General features: G+C 53.1%; 18 protein-coding genes. 8 read left to right on the top strand and 10 right to left on the bottom strand.

The window, feature by feature from the left end; all coding sequences use genetic code 11:
• Positions 1-152: 152 nt before the first annotated feature.
• The 4 genes from GYMC10_RS03265 to GYMC10_RS03250 form a co-directional block, all read right to left on the bottom strand.
• The gene (locus GYMC10_RS03265; protein ID WP_009595967.1) at positions 153-374 is read right to left on the bottom strand and encodes a YezD family protein; all 222 of its coding nucleotides are present in this window, start codon (positions 372-374) and stop codon (positions 153-155) included.
• 144 nt (positions 375-518) lie between these two features.
• Positions 519-1,385 (bottom strand): sulfate ABC transporter permease subunit CysW, encoded by an 867-nt coding sequence (cysW, locus tag GYMC10_RS03260; protein ID WP_012818834.1) that lies wholly within the window; start codon positions 1,383-1,385, stop codon positions 519-521.
• 14 nt (positions 1,386-1,399) lie between these two features.
• On the bottom strand, positions 1,400-2,248 hold the full coding sequence (gene cysT / locus GYMC10_RS03255; protein WP_012818833.1) for a sulfate ABC transporter permease subunit CysT: 849 nt from the start codon (positions 2,246-2,248) through the stop codon (positions 1,400-1,402).
• A gap of 38 nt (positions 2,249-2,286) precedes the next feature.
• The gene (locus tag GYMC10_RS03250) at positions 2,287-3,363 is read right to left on the bottom strand and encodes a sulfate ABC transporter substrate-binding protein (protein ID WP_012818832.1); all 1,077 of its coding nucleotides are present in this window, start codon (positions 3,361-3,363) and stop codon (positions 2,287-2,289) included.
• A gap of 360 nt (positions 3,364-3,723) precedes the next feature.
• On the opposite strand from GYMC10_RS03250, the gene sleB reads away from it, so the two are divergent.
• Positions 3,724-4,383 carry a spore cortex-lytic enzyme gene (sleB, locus tag GYMC10_RS03245; protein WP_012818831.1) on the top strand — a complete coding sequence of 220 codons (660 nt, stop codon included), beginning with the start codon at positions 3,724-3,726 and terminating at the stop codon, positions 4,381-4,383.
• Positions 4,384-4,539: 156 nt separating this feature from the next.
• Here sleB and GYMC10_RS03240 read toward each other — a convergent pair whose 3' ends face one another.
• On the bottom strand, positions 4,540-5,613 hold the full coding sequence (locus GYMC10_RS03240) for a lactonase family protein (protein WP_012818830.1): 1,074 nt from the start codon (positions 5,611-5,613) through the stop codon (positions 4,540-4,542).
• 237 nt (positions 5,614-5,850) lie between these two features.
• Here GYMC10_RS03240 and GYMC10_RS03235 point away from each other — a divergent pair, with 237 nt between their 5' ends.
• The 4 genes from GYMC10_RS03235 to GYMC10_RS03220 all read left to right on the top strand — a co-directional run bounded on the left by GYMC10_RS03235 (position 5,851) and on the right by GYMC10_RS03220 (position 8,495).
• A complete protein-coding gene (locus tag GYMC10_RS03235) occupies positions 5,851-7,011 on the top strand; it encodes a copper amine oxidase N-terminal domain-containing protein (RefSeq protein ID WP_012818829.1) in 1,161 nt (386 codons plus the stop codon).
• Positions 7,012-7,173: 162 nt separating this feature from the next.
• Positions 7,174-7,560: a hypothetical protein gene (locus GYMC10_RS03230; RefSeq protein ID WP_012818828.1), complete on the top strand. Its 387-nt coding sequence runs from the start codon at positions 7,174-7,176 to the stop codon at positions 7,558-7,560.
• Between the two features lie 137 nt (positions 7,561-7,697).
• On the top strand, positions 7,698-8,108 hold the full coding sequence (locus GYMC10_RS03225; RefSeq protein ID WP_012818827.1) for a hypothetical protein: 411 nt from the start codon (positions 7,698-7,700) through the stop codon (positions 8,106-8,108).
• Positions 8,109-8,285: 177 nt separating this feature from the next.
• Positions 8,286-8,495, top strand: coding sequence for a hypothetical protein (locus tag GYMC10_RS03220; protein WP_012818826.1), 210 nt, complete (start codon positions 8,286-8,288; stop codon positions 8,493-8,495).
• 2 nt (positions 8,496-8,497) lie between these two features.
• On the opposite strand, the gene GYMC10_RS03215 is transcribed toward GYMC10_RS03220, so the two are convergent.
• From GYMC10_RS03215 to GYMC10_RS03205, 3 genes are all read right to left on the bottom strand, one after another.
• The gene (locus GYMC10_RS03215) at positions 8,498-9,895 is read right to left on the bottom strand and encodes a DUF4179 domain-containing protein (RefSeq protein ID WP_012818825.1); all 1,398 of its coding nucleotides are present in this window, start codon (positions 9,893-9,895) and stop codon (positions 8,498-8,500) included.
• On the bottom strand, positions 9,888-10,418 hold the full coding sequence (locus GYMC10_RS03210) for a sigma-70 family RNA polymerase sigma factor (RefSeq protein ID WP_012818824.1): 531 nt from the start codon (positions 10,416-10,418) through the stop codon (positions 9,888-9,890). Before GYMC10_RS03210 ends, GYMC10_RS03215 begins: the two co-directional genes overlap by 8 nt.
• Before the next feature lie 142 nt (positions 10,419-10,560).
• Complete coding sequence (locus tag GYMC10_RS03205; protein WP_009595964.1) at positions 10,561-10,752, bottom strand: hypothetical protein; 192 nt, start codon at positions 10,750-10,752, stop codon at positions 10,561-10,563.
• A gap of 227 nt (positions 10,753-10,979) precedes the next feature.
• Between GYMC10_RS03205 and GYMC10_RS03200 the strand changes: the two genes are divergently transcribed.
• From GYMC10_RS03200 to GYMC10_RS03190, 3 genes are all read left to right on the top strand, one after another.
• A complete protein-coding gene (locus GYMC10_RS03200) occupies positions 10,980-11,699 on the top strand; it encodes an MBL fold metallo-hydrolase (protein ID WP_012818823.1) in 720 nt (239 codons plus the stop codon).
• Positions 11,696-12,271: a TetR/AcrR family transcriptional regulator gene (locus GYMC10_RS03195; RefSeq protein WP_012818822.1), complete on the top strand. Its 576-nt coding sequence runs from the start codon at positions 11,696-11,698 to the stop codon at positions 12,269-12,271. The genes GYMC10_RS03200 and GYMC10_RS03195 overlap by 4 nt, the downstream gene beginning before the upstream one ends.
• 109 nt (positions 12,272-12,380) lie before the next feature.
• The gene (locus GYMC10_RS03190) at positions 12,381-12,872 is read left to right on the top strand and encodes a cytochrome c biogenesis protein CcdC (protein ID WP_009595968.1); all 492 of its coding nucleotides are present in this window, start codon (positions 12,381-12,383) and stop codon (positions 12,870-12,872) included.
• A gap of 170 nt (positions 12,873-13,042) precedes the next feature.
• Here GYMC10_RS03190 and GYMC10_RS03185 read toward each other — a convergent pair whose 3' ends face one another.
• Together GYMC10_RS03185 and GYMC10_RS03180 are read right to left on the bottom strand one after the other, a co-directional pair.
• On the bottom strand, positions 13,043-14,056 hold the full coding sequence (locus GYMC10_RS03185; protein ID WP_012818821.1) for an NADP-dependent oxidoreductase: 1,014 nt from the start codon (positions 14,054-14,056) through the stop codon (positions 13,043-13,045).
• A 96-nt stretch (positions 14,057-14,152) separates the two neighbouring features.
• Positions 14,153-14,413: a metal-sensitive transcriptional regulator gene (locus GYMC10_RS03180; protein WP_012818820.1), complete on the bottom strand. Its 261-nt coding sequence runs from the start codon at positions 14,411-14,413 to the stop codon at positions 14,153-14,155.
• Positions 14,414-14,687: the final 274 nt, after the last annotated feature.

Below are 14,687 nucleotides of genomic sequence, written 5' to 3'. Positions count from 1 at the left end.
AATAGAAAAGAACTCCCGCATGATTCCCGAAGCGCGTTCCCCTAGTCTACTTGGTCAACACCCCTGGTGTCTTTTCCATTTCGACTGGACAGGCTGCACTTCACGTTATCTGGCGGAAGTTCTTTTTAAGGTACCTGATAGCTTTTGCTTGGTCATCTTGTATTCGTTCTTCGCTGTTGGCCGGATGCCCGGGACGATCCTGACGTCTTGACCGCTCCGGAGGCCGTATTCTCGAAACGCTTGCGCTCCGTTCGTTCCATCTGAACGATTTGACCCTCATGCACTACGATTTGCAGCGAACCGAATTCCATGTCGTTCAGCAGGCTTGCTATGCGCTCGAGCCACATTTCATCCACTTTTAATGGTTTAGCCATGGATACGCCTCCTCACCGGGCAAAGCCCTCATTTATTCACTCATCTTCATCAGCCGAAGACACATTCACAATCTAACGATCATTATTCATTCTTTTCCAACCTATATAGTATGAATTAACCTTAGCATGGGTTGGAAACGACTGTCAATGGGCATTTTTTCGCGTAAACCAATTTTTAAGCAGCAGCGTAATCACGGCTAACAACAGCAATAAGGAGGCCACCGCGAACGATGCCGAAAACTGATACTCATTGTACAAAATCTCGACATGAAGGGGCAGCGTATTGGTCTCTCCGCGGATATGGCCGGATACGACGGACACGGCCCCAAACTCGCCCATGGCCCTGGCATTGCACAGAATGATGCCGTACAGCAGTCCCCATTTGATATTGGGCAGGGTGACCCGCCAGAAGATTTGCCAGCCCTTGGCGCCGAGCGTTACAGCCGCCTCCTCTTCCTTCGTCCCTTGGTCCTCCATCAGCGGAATCAGCTCCTTGGCCACAAAAGGAAACGTAACGAATAACGTAGCCAGAACGATGCCGGGCACGGCAAATATGATCTTGATATCATGGCTTTCGAGCCAAGGGCCGAACCAACCCTGACGGCCGAAAATAAGCACGAAGATGAGGCCTCCGATAACTGGCGATACCGCGAACGGTAAATCCAGCAGCGTAATCAGCAGATTTTTGCCTTTAAAGCGGAACTTCGTTATGGTCCAAGCCGCGATGACGCCGAATATCGAATTCAGCGGTACCGCAATCGCCGCCACCAGTAAGGTCAACCGCAGCGCGGACAAGGCATCGGGATCGGACAAGGCCGCAATATAAACCTCCCATCCCTTCTTTAGCGCTTCGGACAGCACCGTAACGAGCGGCAGCACAATAAGCCACAGAAGCACAAGGCCAGCCAAACTAATGAAGGTCCATTTCACCCAGGTTTTCTCCGCTGCAGCCGGAGAGGGCGATGTGCCTCGTTTCCCTGCCGGGACGGCAGCGGGTACGGTTCCAGCCATATAGTTCCCCCTCCCTAGCGCGCGGTTTTCCGCGTCCAGTGTTGTAATAGATTGATTCCGAGCAGCAGCGCGAAAGAAATGAGCAGCAGAATCAAGGCAACCGCCGTAGCGCCGGCATAATCAAACTGCTCCAGCTTCGTCATGATCAACAGCGGCGCAATCTCCGTCTTCATCGGCATATTTCCCGATATGAAGACGACGGAGCCGTATTCTCCGATCCCCCGGGCAAAAGCGAGCGCAAACCCGGTCAGCAGCGGCGGAATCAGAGTCGGCAGAATGATGGTGCGGAACGTGCGCCACCGGCCTGCCCCTAGCGTGGCTGCCGCCTCTTCCGTGTCCCGCTCCGCGTCCTCCAGCACCGGCTGTACCGTCCGCACGACGAACGGAATGCCGATGAACATTAGGGCCAGCGTGATGCCCAAGGAAGAGAACGCCGCCTTAATGCCAAGCGGCTCCAGCAGCGATCCGATCCAGCCATTCGCGGAATAGATCGCGGTTAATGCTACCCCCGCCACGGCCGTTGGCAGGGCGAAGGGCAGGTCGATCAGGGCATCCCACCATTTTTTGCCCGGAAAATCATACCGCACCAGCACCCAGGCCAGCAGCAGCCCCAGTATCGTATCCGCCAATGCGGCCAGCGCCGCCGTCGTCAGACTAACCCGGTAGGATGCCAGAACCCTCGGATCGGTTGCAACCGACCAGAACTTCTCCCAGGTCAATCCGGTTTGATTAAGAAGCAGCGCCGACAGCGGCACGAGCACAACTAAACTCATATAAAGGACAGTCAGTCCCATGCCGACTCCAAAACCCGGGAGCACCCTGCGATGATTTCTGCCTTGCTTCCGTACGGGGAGTACCGTCATATCCACTCATCCTTTCCTGCCTTCGGCGGTTATGCCGATCAGCTGCCTGGCACGTAAATCTGATTAAAGATGCCGCCGTCATTAAAATGCTTGGTTTGCGTCTCTTCCCATGTTCCAAACACGTCCTTGAGCGTAAACAATTCAATGGCCGGGAATTTCTCCTTGTATTTGTCGGCTACGCTGGCAAGCGTCGGACGGTAGTAGTTCTCCGCCGCAATCGTCTGCCCCTCTTCGCTGTACAGGTATTCCAGATAGGCTTCGGCCACCTCCCGGGTGCCGCGCTTGTCAACGTTCTTATCCACGACGGCAACCGGCGGTTCTGCCAAAATGCTGACGGACGGGTTCACGATTTCGAATTTATCCGGTCCCAGCTCGTTAATCGAGAGATAGGCTTCATTCTCCCAAGCCAGCAGCACGTCCCCGATTCCGCGTTCCACAAAGGTGGTTGTCGCTCCCCGTGCGCCGCTGTCCAGCACCGGCACATGGGTGAACAGCTCTTTCACGAATTCCTGTGCTTTCGCTTCGTCGTTGTTGTTAACCTTGAGTGCATAACCCCATGCCGCCAGATAGTTCCACCGTGCACCGCCGGAGGTCTGCGGGTTCGGCGTGATGACCTCCACGCCCTCCTTAATCAGATCCGGCCAATCCTGGATGCCTTTCGGGTTTCCTTTGCGGACGAGGAAAACGATGGTCGAGGTGTAAGGCGCGCTGTTATGCTCAAACTTGCTCTCCCAGCCTTCATTGATCAATCCGGCCTGATGGATCGCATCGATATCGTATCCGAGGGCCAGTGTCACCACATCCGCCTCCAAACCGTCGATAACCGAACGGCTTTGCTTGCCCGAACCTCCGTGCGATTGCTTAAACGTCACCTTCTGGCCTTGTTCCTTCTCCCAATGCGCCGCGAATGCCTTGTTGTACTGATCGTATAACTCCCGGGTCGGATCGTAAGAAACATTAAGCAGTTCCACGCTCGGCTTGCTTGAACCCGAAGCAGGCGTTGCTTCGCCGGCGGTTGCGGCCGTTTCTGTTTTCTGTGAGCCGCAAGCCGTCAGCGCCGCCGTCAGCATGACTGTTAATCCGATGAGAACCCCTTGCTTCAACACCTTTTTCATATGGATCACTCCCCCTATTCTTCTCTACTAAACAGGCCCCATGGCAAAAAAAGACGGAGGAAGGCTCGTCGGAACAGAGTCAAGCCGGTTTGCAACCGTGCCTGCCCTTGTTCTTCGAGCGTTCCTCCGTCGATACGGTGAGAACAATATATTATAATTCCTACCCGTTTAGTATGTTATGTTGCTATTGTAATAAGTCCCCCTTCTGCTGTCAAACCTTTTTTTCAAAAAATTTCAAGTTTAGGACCATTCGGACCATAGAACCATTTTTGGTACAACAAACGCAGTCACGGCGCGGATTTCCATTTACTGATGGTTGTATGAACCCGTTTCCAACCTTATAATTCTACCCCAAAGGAGTTGATCACGATAAGAAAGACAATACGGAAAATCCTATCTGCTTTTTTCCTTAGTGTTCTTCTGATCCTGCCGACATTCGCCCAAACGACGGAGGCCGCTCCGCTGTTAAAGCCCGGCAGTGAAAACGGGGATGTCTGGGACCTTCAATATCGCCTGAAAACGCTGGACTTCTACACGCAGCCGCTGGATGGCAAATATGGCGCAAACACGAAAGCAGCCGTAAGCCGTTTTCAAAAAGAATACGGCGTGCCAGCCGATGGAATTACCGGTGCGCAAACCTGGAGACAGCTGAAAAAATATACGTTGAATCAATCCGAAATGGACGTCATGGCCAAAGTCATTTACAGCGAAGCCCGCGGTGAGCCGTACAAAGGGCAGGTTGCGGTCGGGGCCGTTGTCATGAACCGCATTCAATCCAGCGAATTTCCGAATGACATTCGGGGCGTCGTCTTTCAAAAAGGGGCTTTTACGGCCGTGGATGACGGACAATACTGGCTGACGCCGAACCGTTCCGCCTATCTTGCCGCATTGGATGCCGTTCGCGGCTGGGATCCGACTTACGAATCCCTGTATTATTTCAATCCTAAAACCGCGACCAGCGACTGGATCTGGTCCAGGCCGCAAGTGCTGCAGATCGGCAATCATATTTTTGCTCATTAAGGATTCATTCAGTTAATCTTTCATTAGCTGAAACACACGAAGACAGAATTTTCGACGCCTTGTTCCTTGTCCGTCGCTGCGGGCAAGGAGAGACGCATAAAAGAAGCAGCTTGATTCCCTTCCCGGGTCTTCAAGCTGCTTCTTCTTTCATATAAGTTAACGTTTGTTTGCTTTTGCCTTCTCCACGGGACAAATGCACACCGGGCGCGTGACTTCCAACGTATAGCCCGTAGAGACCAGATTCCCCGTATCCGGGTCGATCCGGAAGCTTGCGATCAATCCGTTATCCTGATTCGCCGTAAGCAGGAAGCCATCCGGCAGTATATTGAAGTGGCGCGGCGTTTTGCCGCCGGAAGACACCCAGTTGACGGCACGGAGCGTACCGGCTTCCTGGTCGATTACATATTGGACGATGCTGTCATGTCCCCGATTTGAGGCATACAGGTAACGGCCGCAAGGAGATACCAGCAGATGGGCCGATGTATTGCTATCCATCACGACGTCCTCCGGCAAGGTCGAGATATGCTGCAATATTTTCAGATCCCCGAACGTTGCGTCGTTCGCGTATGCCGTTACCGTGCTGTTCAGCTCGTTCGTGCCGTATACCCACTTGCCAGACGGATGAAAAGCCACATGCCTCGGGCCGGAGCCTGGCGGCAGGCTGATCTCGCGGTGGGTCACCAGCTTTCCGTCTTCCAGCCGGTACACAATCACGTCATCCATCCCCAGGTCACTGACCAGGATATACTTGTTGACCGGGTCTTGGAATATCGAATGGGGATGCGCCTCCGATTGTCGGTCATCGCGAAGGCCGCGTCCGCTGTGCTTGATCTTGGAGGCCAGCTCGCCGACCCGTCCGTCCTGCTCCAATGCCAGCACCGAAATCTGTCCATCGCCGTACCCTGTCGTAAGCAGATGCTTCCCGTCCGTTGTGCGGGATACATGACACGCGCCGGACGAGCCGGTAGACTGAACATTCAGCAGCGTCAATTCGCCGGTGACCAGATTGGCCGAATAAGCCGACACATCGCTTTCGCCCTTCTCGCTCGCTGCATACAATACGGAAATCGAGTCATCGAAATCCAGATAGGTCGGGTTCTCGATGCCTGCCGTGCCGCCTAACAGGCGCAGCTCGCCGGTAGCCCGATCCATCGCCCCCCAATGAATGCGATTCTCTTCTTCCGAACCATAGGTTCCTATGTAAAATATCAGTTCCTGTCCTGCTGTCATGTGATCCACTCCTTTGTCTGATGAATGATCCGGTGGCCCGGCCTGATTCTTACTATGTATTACCCATCGGAGCCCCATGCCTACCGCCTTTTTTCAAGTCGTTCCGGCAAGCCGTCACCGCGCTGTCTCTACCAATTACTGCACGCAAAGAAATGTATTGCTACCATTGGTTTTATCATGTACGATTACCACAATTACCTCTCTATTCTATCATTCGTTGAAGGAGATGACAGCACATTGAAGAAAAAAATCAGCCTACTGGCTATCGCTTTCTTGTTCTTGTTCGCAAGCGCGGCCCAAGCCGCTCCGGCAAAGGATCAAGGGAAAATCCGGGTCTATCTCGATAACCAGGAAATTCAATTTGCGGCGGCGCCGATCATGAAGAACGGAGTCACTTTCGTTCAATTCCGCCCTTTGTTCCAAGCCCTGGATTATAAGGTCCATTGGAACGGCGCGAACAAGCAGGTGACGGGTACATATCTCGATCAGAAGCTGCAGATGACGATCGGGCAGAAGACCGCCTATGTCAATGGCGCAAAAACCACGCTGCAGATCGCTCCTTTCACTCAAGGCGGTAACACGCTGGTTCCCCTTCGTTTTGTGGCTGAAGCCACTGGACTCCCGGTAAAGTGGGATTCCAAGGCGCGTACCGTCAAGATTGACCGCGAGGGTGCGACCGCCAAAGCCGAAGACGAGGTGAAGAAGCTTTACCATATCATTGAAGAGGCTGGAAGCGCCAAGAAACTGGACGAAGTTATGAGCGTATTCCACCCCGAATCTCCCGTTCTTGCGGAGGTTAAGCAAAACTATCAGGATCAATTCAAGAACGACAAACATGTATCCGCGGACGTATGGGATGTAGCGGTAGCCGGAACGTCGATCCACGCCTACACCAGTGTGAGCCTAGACCGCATCGGCGGGCCGTTTGCATGGGATGTTACGCTCCATTACGAGAATCTCCTGAAGAAGGATGCATCGGGCGCATGGAAAATCTATGATTTGAACCTGTACGAGACGGAATATTTCCTCGGAGACAAACTGCTTGAAGCTCGTCCCGTAGTGCCGGAAGCGGAGCTGAAAGCCATCCTGGAGTCTATCGACATTCAGTACAAGGGCTTCAATGAGGAGAATGGCCCGCTGCTCATGTCCGTCATTCACCCGGACTCGGTCTTCCACGAGATGTTCCAAACCAGCATTGAGGAAGGCATCTTCGATGAGGTGAATTTCAACCTCAAATCAGAGGAGCTCCGGACGGTCTTCTTCCAAGGTGAAGACGCCGTCGTTTATGCCGAAGAAAGCGATGATGCGGACGGCGAAACGATTTATTCGACGTCGCTCTATTGGCTCAAGAAAACCGAAGGCAAATGGCTGATCTATGACGTGCTGGAGCTTGAATAGATTGCGGATATCATGAAAGCTTACGAAATAACCGTGAATTCCCGGCAAGGGAAATTCGCGGTTTCTTTTTTTGCATCTTCTTTAATTAAATCCTCCTCCGTCTAGGTCTACTTCGCCCCAGGTGACATATATCATAATAGTAATCCATAAAGGAGGGGTTTTATGGGGATTAAATTAATCAAAATCGCTGCTGTTTACTTTGTGCTCGGGGTGCTGCTCGGCATGTACATGTCGATCACCCACAGCTACGATTACGCCTCGGTTCACGCACACGTCAATCTTCTGGGCTGGGCGTCCCTGGCTCTTGCAGGCGTTATTTATGTTCTGTTCCCGGCTGCCGGGGAGTCCACTGCCGGCAAAGTGCATTTCTGGCTGCACAATATCGGTCTTCCCGTCATGATGATCGGTCTTGCCCTGCTGATGAGCGGCATCGAATCAGTAGAGCCGGTCATTGCCGTGGGAGGCGTTCTGGTAACGCTGGGCGTTCTCGCTTTCCTCTATAATGTGTTCACCCATGTGAAGAGCTCGCAGAGTAGAAGGAAACGCTGACTTTTTTCCTTAAAGAATCGCCTATTGAGGACGATTCTTTTTCATGTTTCAAACTGCTCCTTAAGGGAAGATGGGTCACAGTTACCGACTATTGGGTAAAAGTAGATACCTTTCTCTTTGAAGGAGGCAACATAGACATGGAAACGAACTCGGCAATTCAAGTCCAATTCCACTGCCGCCAGTGTCAAACGGAAATCGGGGTTACGTTCACATCCGAACAGTTCACCACGGTTCACTGCCCGCAGTGCGATTACAGCTATTCACTCATGCGACCGACCATCGGGGAAGAGATATTGCTTGATTGGGAGAAAGAAGCCGTATTCCAAAAAGTCCGCGCAGACCAAACCGAGCATGACAAAATGGAGCTAATGCTCCTCGTCATTAAGGTCGTCGAGCTGCTGACCTGGCGGGATGAAGGCAACGGCCATATCCGTGCCATCGAAACGCTTCGCCAATGGCTGATCCTCAACGGCGTGCCCAAAGCTCTGATCGAGCTGCTGGATGCTAAAGGACCGGCAGGAAGCTCCCCTACCGAGCGCAGGGAATAGCGGCATCGACCCATGATCCAGGATTTATATAAAAGAGAAAAAGGAACCGTCCTCCGGCCTTCATGGTCGGGGACGGTTCCTTTTTCGTGTCCTAAATTTCGGACCATCCTATTTTTCATGTAACGGAACTTACTGCTTAATCCATTCGTAGTAACTCTTAAGAGAGGGGCTGATCAAATGTTCGATTTCATTTCTGTGCTGCTCATGGGTCTGGCACTCATCGGGATCGGCCTATATGCCATCCGCAACCCGTACTCTTGGTGGTTCAGAAGAACGAGAGATGACACGGAGCCCAGCGATCTGAGAATATGGTACTTAAAACTTATTGGCAAAGTAACAATTGCATTCGGCGCATTGGTCATTCTGATGAGCTTTCAGCATCTCTAATCTCATCGAATCGGCACCTCGAATGCCTGCTCCATGACGCCAGGATAGCTGCTTAACGTAAACGTGAGCGGCTGCGGGTAATCTCCGGGTTTAAGGTGGATATACTGCGTGATGAGGCTTATTCCAGTATCCGTAGAAGATCGGGACGAGGAACTGAGTCCCCCTGCGTCCTCGTTGATCGTATGCTTCTTCCCTTCCCCGTCCACGAACTCCGGCTCAATCGATACGCTGCCCATATGCCGGTCAGCCCGCTCCTCGTATTCCACTGTCAGCGTATGTCCCGTGTATGCTCCGAACCGAAGATCGCCGTCCGGTGCACGGAGAATCTCCTTCTTATCCGTATCGATCACCAGTTTCATCTCGGAGGGGTCCACCGCTTGGAATCCGCTCGCTTTCAGCGTGATCGACTCCGGATTCTCCAGTATATTGCTGTCGAAGAAATACGTCATGTCCCCTCCCCCCGCACCGGGCAAAAATGCGGAATCGCTGTTCAATCGGATCTGCTCGCCGTTCACCACAGTTTCCAAATACACGTCCCATAAACCGGATACCTTCATCGTATTGGTCGAAGGGATGTTCGCTTTCAAGACGATGCCGGCAGGGGATAACACGGCTTCCTTCAAATAGAACCTTTGACTCTCAATCTGCAGCATTTTGTTGAGCGGAATCGTGCGGGTAAACTTCTGGACGGTCTCCATATCAACGGATACGTCGATATCCAGAACCTGCTCGCCCTCTGCCGAGGATTGATGCACCGTATTCGTTGTATAGGGGGCGATGCTAAAAGATAACGTCATTTCTTCAGGCACGGATTGGTTCTCGCCCATATGAATGTCCGATCGGGAACGGAACGTTTGCCCGGGCTTAATCTGGCTTCCACCCGACGACCCGATGCTGTATGGCAGCGACTGGCTGGAGCCCTTACGCTTCATCTCGACCCGCTTTAGGTCTGCGTGATACCCCGCATCGTTTTGGATCGTATAAAACACCTCCATCTGCTGGGAGCCTACAAGGATCCCGTTCAGCGTTACCGTATAATCCCCCCGGGTCACCGATTGATTCACCGGCTGGATCATGCCGTGTTGGTTAGCCGTATTCAGCGTAATATCTTCTCCAAGATCAAACCCGGTCAATGGCGGGTACGGCCCTTGCGCGGCCATTTGCTCCTTCGGCTCCACGATGCCTCCATCCCCGCCCCATACCACGAACAGCAGTGCGGCAGCTACGGTTGCGATCACGGCAGAAAAGCCAGCCATCCGCGTCCGGCTCCGCTGCATGCGCCGTCCTCTCCGCATTCCGCTTCGAACAGCCGCATCCAATGCTTCATCGGACACAACCGCCGTGTAGATCTCCGCATCCCTATTCATCTCGTTCAGCATCCGCTCTTCCTTCTCATACATGGAATACGGCACCTCCTGGCTCGATTTTTTGCCGAAGCAGCTTTAATCCTTGATGCAGCCGGGTTTTGACCGTTCCCTCCGGTACATCGAGAATATGCGCGATATCGCTGATCGTCATGTCCTGGTAATATTTCAAGATCAGCACATGGCGATATTTGGGCTTCATGCGGCTCAGCGCGCGCTCCAGATCCAGCTTGCTGTCGCTGACCATTTCCGCAGCCGTCTCCCGGCTGCGCACTTCTTCTACGGGAAGCATGCGCTTTTTCCGTTTCTGTTCATCCACGCAGCAGTTAATCAATATCCGAATGAGCCAAGGGACGAACGCCTCCGGATGCTTCAGCTTCCGGCATTTCATCCACGCCCGGCATACCGTCTCCTGCAATGCCTCCAAAGCGTCGCTCTCGTTATGCAGATAACTGTACGCAATTCCGTATAGGCGCCTCCGATGCTCCGTGACGAGTGCATAGAACGCTTCCTCGTCTCCCCTGCATGCCGCAGCCGCCAGCTCTTTAGTTTCCAACATCCGATATACCTTCCCCTCGTTCGACCTGCCTCGCTGTTTACTTCACTCTATATAAAGACTGCGAAGCCAATCAAACGGTTTTTTTATTTTTATGCACAAAAAAAGCCCGCCCGGGCAAGGCAGACTTGTATGTCAGTCCCAATTAACTTCGTCTTCTGCGTCCTTTAAAGAAATAATGGTATCCCAGATAACCGATGCCGCATAACAGCAGCATCAGAGCGGAGATCCAGATGACAGGAAGCAGATATGGCGTGTGCTGGCTGGCTACGTATAACAGAACTGCGGAGAAGGCATACATCACCATCAGAAGTACGATGCGTTTGAACATATCCATATCGTCCGCTCCTCACCCTTATCTAAACAACCTACATTTTTTTCCGTATATCTATCTTTATGGTAACGCAAACCGACGAAAATTGCACTCAAAATTTGGTAAATATATAAAAATTTTAGTGGTTCAAAGGCTCTATTCATGAAAATGTTAAAATCAGGCTTGCTAAAACTAATATCATTAGTTATTATGCTAATAACATTAGTTTTAGGCGAAAGGGGTACGGCTTTATGTTAAGAACGACGATTGAACAGGTGACTCAAATTTCTTTTCTTCCTCGCCTTTTTCCGATCAATGTTTACCTTGTAGAAGAAAGCGACGGGTTTTCCCTCATCGATGCGGGGATGTCATTTTCCCAAAAGGGAATCCTGCAGGCTGCGGCCGATATCGGAAAACCCATTAAACGGATCGTGTTGACCCATGCCCACGGCGACCATGTCGGTGCGCTCGACGGGTTAAAGAAGGAGCTTCCGAATGCCTCGGTCTGCATCTCGAGGCGCGATGCGCTGCTGCTGAAAGGAAATGCCGAGCTCCAGCCCGGAGAGCCGCAAACGCCGATACGCGGGGATATCCCGAAGAACATTACCACCGTTCCGGACGTTCTTCTGGAGGACGGGGACTCCATTGGTTCCCTCAAGGCCATCGCGACTCCAGGCCACACGCCGGGGCATATGGCGTTTCTCGATGAGCGCAGCGGCATCCTGATCGCCGGCGATGCTTGGCAGACGCGTGGCGGATTGGCCGTATCGGGCGTCATCAAACCGTGGTTTCCGTTCCCCGCCATGGCGACCTGGAGCAAGGAGCAGGCCTTGGAAAGCGCCGGAATGCTTGCCTCGCTCAAGCCCGCCGTTCTGGCTGTCGGCCATGGACGGATGCTGAGAAACCCGGCGGGGGCCATGCAGGAGGCCGTTGCGCAAGCCGAATCCACGTTTAGGAGGAATGCACGATGAGTCCAAGACCCGGCATTGATCGGCTTCAACTGCTTCAAACCGCTGCCGAATTAGCGGATCGGGAGGGACTTCACGCGGTGACCCTGGCTGCGCTTGCAGCCAAGCTGGGCGTTCGCTCCCCTTCCCTGTATAACCACGTAGACGGGCTTTCCGGTCTGCATGCCGCCCTGATGCGGCATGGCCTCCAGACGCTCCATGACCAACTGCTGAAGGCTGCCGCCGGCCGGTCGGGCGAAGATGCCCTGCGCCTTGTATGCCTTACTTATGTCGACTTTGCTCGAACACACCCCGGATTGTACGAAGCCGCCTTGCAGCCGGTCCGTCCCGAAGAGCAGGAAACGCAGCGAGTAGGGAATCAGATTGTCGAGCTGCTGCTTCAAATCCTGGCCCCTTACCAGCTCAGCGAGGCGGAAGCGTTGCATGCCGTACGGACCCTTCGCAGCCTATGCCACGGCTTCTCTTCCCTGGAACGCGCGGGCCAATTCGCCATGGATCTGAGTGTTGACGACAGCCTGGATTTCATGATCCGGAGTTTCGTCACCGGGCTCCATCTACAAGACGGACGGCGCTAGAAGGGCCGTACCTCCTGCGCCTGCCTGATTTTGCCTGGCATCAGAATGTGCTATAATCATAAGGCAGCACATTGTGATGTCATTTTATTTATGGAAAGAGGTCTGAATTGTGGTTAATTTCGATTCCCCAATTCTTCAGATAGGCTCTACGATCGCGATGCTGGTTATGGCGCTGGCCGTTATTTTCATTCGAATGAAAGCGAGCAACCGTCCCGTAACCGTCAAGAAGATTATCATCCCTCCCGTAGCGATGAGCACCGGATTCCTGATGTTCGTTGAGCCGCAGGTACGCATCCCCTTATGGTGGGCGGGAATCGCCTTTTTGGTAGGCTGGTTCATCTTCTCGTACCCACTGATCCGCAGCACCAAATTCGAGAAGGTCGACGGCCAGATCTTCATGCAGAGATCGAAAAGCTTCGTGTATATTCTGCTTGGCCTGCTGGCCGTCAGGCTCCTGCTCCATGGATATATTGAACAGCATATTTCCATCCCGCAGACCGCGGCGCTGTTTTTCATGCTCGCTTACGGCATGATTGTCCATTGGCGCATTTCGATGTACCGCCAGTATCAGCAGTTCATGACGCCGGAGGCGGCGATATAGCGGTCATGTTCCAACGTAAACCAGTCATGAAACTTAGTTAAGCGCAAAAAGAAGAGTGCCGATGATCACGCCATCCGGGAGGCAATTGCCCTTCCGGCCGCAAAGCTCCCTCAGAGGAGACTTGCGAAGTCGTGAAATCGACACTCTTTTATTTTTTGTATGTCAAAGGATCAGCTTTGTTCTTCGCTTACCTTCACCAGCTGTTTCCCGAGATTTTCTCCGGAGAACAGCCCCAGAAACGCCTCAATCGTCTTGTCGAAGCCGTCGGCGATATTCTCGGTGTACTGAATCTTGCCATCCCTTAGCCATTCGGCCAGCTCCTGCAGTGCCTCATTGTACCTGCTGGCGTAATCGCCGACCAGAAAGCCCTTCATCAGTGCCGTATTGGTCAGCAGCAGGCTCTGGATTCTTGGGCCCGTATCCGGCTTCTCCAGGTTATAGAGCGCGATTTGGCCGCAAATCGGGATCCGCGCATTTTTGTTGATCAGGCGCAGAACCGCATCCGACACCTCGCCGCCGACATTGTCAAAATAGACGTCAACCCCGCCCGGACAAGCTTCCGCCAAAGCCGAAGCCACATCTTCGGTCCGGTAATTGATCGCAACGTCAAAGCCGAGCTTCCCGGTCAGGTATCCGGTCTTTTCGTCAGAACCGGCAATACCGACCACCCGGGCTCCCTTGATCTTGGCAATCTGCCCGACAATCATGCCAACGGCGCCAGCGGCGCCCGATACAACCACTGTCTCCCCTTCCTTCGGCTGACCGATATCCAGGAGTCCGAAATAAGCCGTCAAACCGGTCATCCCCAACACGCCCAGCGCGGTCGAGACGGGTGCCAGATCCGGGTTGACCTTGCGCAGCGTCCCGGTGCGTACGGCGGCAAAGCGCTGCCAGCCCCAGGTGCCTGCAACAAAATCGCCCTCCCGATAGGTCGGATCCGTCGATTCCATGACCTGCCCTACTGCGCCTCCGGCGATAACCTGCCCTACCTCATATGGCTTGGCATAACTCTTGGCATCGCTCATTCTGCCCCTCATATACGGGTCTACCGATAAATACACGGTCCGTACAAGGACTTCTCCGGCTTGAGGTACGGGCAAAGGCTGCTCCTCAAACGTAAAATCCGACTCCTCCGGCATGCCTTGCGGCCGCTTGGCTAGTAAAATTCGTTCATTCACGGACATCTGAGTACCCTCCTTTTAGTAAAGCCGTCATCTTATCTTTACCCATTTTGTCCGTTTACCAATTTCCTAGCCTTTGCCGCGCCCGTCCTTCATCCCCTACCTGCTCTTTACGAGCAAATTAACGGCATCCTGCACAAGCTTCTCCGTATCCTCGCCGTTCGCTTCGGCCTTGCGCACGCAGTCCACCAGATTGGAGCTTACGACAACGCCAATGGTACGGTCGATTGCCGTACGCGAAGCGGATAATTGCGTGATGACCTCCCTGCAGTCCTTGTTTTCCTCCATCATCTTCAAAATGCCGCGAAGCTGTCCTTCAATCCGCTTGATCCGGTTTTTCATCTGATCGTCGTATTGCATATATGTTGTCCTCCTCATTGCGTATCTGCTTGTCAGGCTTGCCCTTATCCCTTTATTATACAACAAACGCCGCCTCTTTCCTCTTGACTGCCCCTCCCGGCAAGATCTCGCTGAGAACCTGGTCGTTCCGGCTTCGATGCAGCATGGAGATCTGCCGCTTGTACTTAGGGCTTGAATACGCTCAGAGCGCGTGGTATATTTTTAATCAGCTAATGAACTCATAAGCAACCCGATTCAAACCTCATAATTTAAAGGCAATGTTATCTTACAAAGG

Origin of the sequence: Paenibacillus sp. Y412MC10, from assembly GCF_000024685.1 — a bacterium.
GTDB lineage: Bacteria > Bacillota > Bacilli > Paenibacillales > Paenibacillaceae > Paenibacillus_AQ > Paenibacillus_AQ lautus_A.
This window is presented reverse-complemented; position numbering and strand designations above follow the sequence as displayed.

Excerpts from the sequence above, each read along its gene's own strand:
- GYMC10_RS03230 (WP_012818828.1), top strand. The coding sequence starts at position 7,174 with ATGGGGATTAAATTAATCAAAATCGCTGCTGTTTACTTTGTGCTCGGG.
- GYMC10_RS03265 (WP_009595967.1), bottom strand. The coding sequence starts at position 374 with ATGGCTAAACCATTAAAAGTGGATGAAATGTGGCTCGAGCGCATAGCA.
- GYMC10_RS03250 (WP_012818832.1), bottom strand. The coding sequence starts at position 3,363 with ATGAAAAAGGTGTTGAAGCAAGGGGTTCTCATCGGATTAACAGTCATG.
- cysT (WP_012818833.1), bottom strand. The coding sequence starts at position 2,248 with ATGACGGTACTCCCCGTACGGAAGCAAGGCAGAAATCATCGCAGGGTG.
- GYMC10_RS03180 (WP_012818820.1), bottom strand. The coding sequence starts at position 14,413 with ATGCAATACGACGATCAGATGAAAAACCGGATCAAGCGGATTGAAGGA.
- GYMC10_RS03220 (WP_012818826.1), top strand. The coding sequence starts at position 8,286 with ATGTTCGATTTCATTTCTGTGCTGCTCATGGGTCTGGCACTCATCGGG.
- GYMC10_RS03195 (WP_012818822.1), top strand. The coding sequence starts at position 11,696 with ATGAGTCCAAGACCCGGCATTGATCGGCTTCAACTGCTTCAAACCGCT.
- GYMC10_RS03210 (WP_012818824.1), bottom strand. The coding sequence starts at position 10,418 with ATGTTGGAAACTAAAGAGCTGGCGGCTGCGGCATGCAGGGGAGACGAG.
- GYMC10_RS03185 (WP_012818821.1), bottom strand. The coding sequence starts at position 14,056 with ATGTCCGTGAATGAACGAATTTTACTAGCCAAGCGGCCGCAAGGCATG.
- GYMC10_RS03200 (WP_012818823.1), top strand. The coding sequence starts at position 10,980 with ATGTTAAGAACGACGATTGAACAGGTGACTCAAATTTCTTTTCTTCCT.
- GYMC10_RS03240 (WP_012818830.1), bottom strand. The coding sequence starts at position 5,613 with ATGACAGCAGGACAGGAACTGATATTTTACATAGGAACCTATGGTTCG.
- GYMC10_RS03225 (WP_012818827.1), top strand. The coding sequence starts at position 7,698 with ATGGAAACGAACTCGGCAATTCAAGTCCAATTCCACTGCCGCCAGTGT.
- cysW (WP_012818834.1), bottom strand. The coding sequence starts at position 1,385 with ATGGCTGGAACCGTACCCGCTGCCGTCCCGGCAGGGAAACGAGGCACA.
- GYMC10_RS03205 (WP_009595964.1), bottom strand. The coding sequence starts at position 10,752 with ATGGATATGTTCAAACGCATCGTACTTCTGATGGTGATGTATGCCTTC.
- GYMC10_RS03215 (WP_012818825.1), bottom strand. The coding sequence starts at position 9,895 with ATGTATGAGAAGGAAGAGCGGATGCTGAACGAGATGAATAGGGATGCG.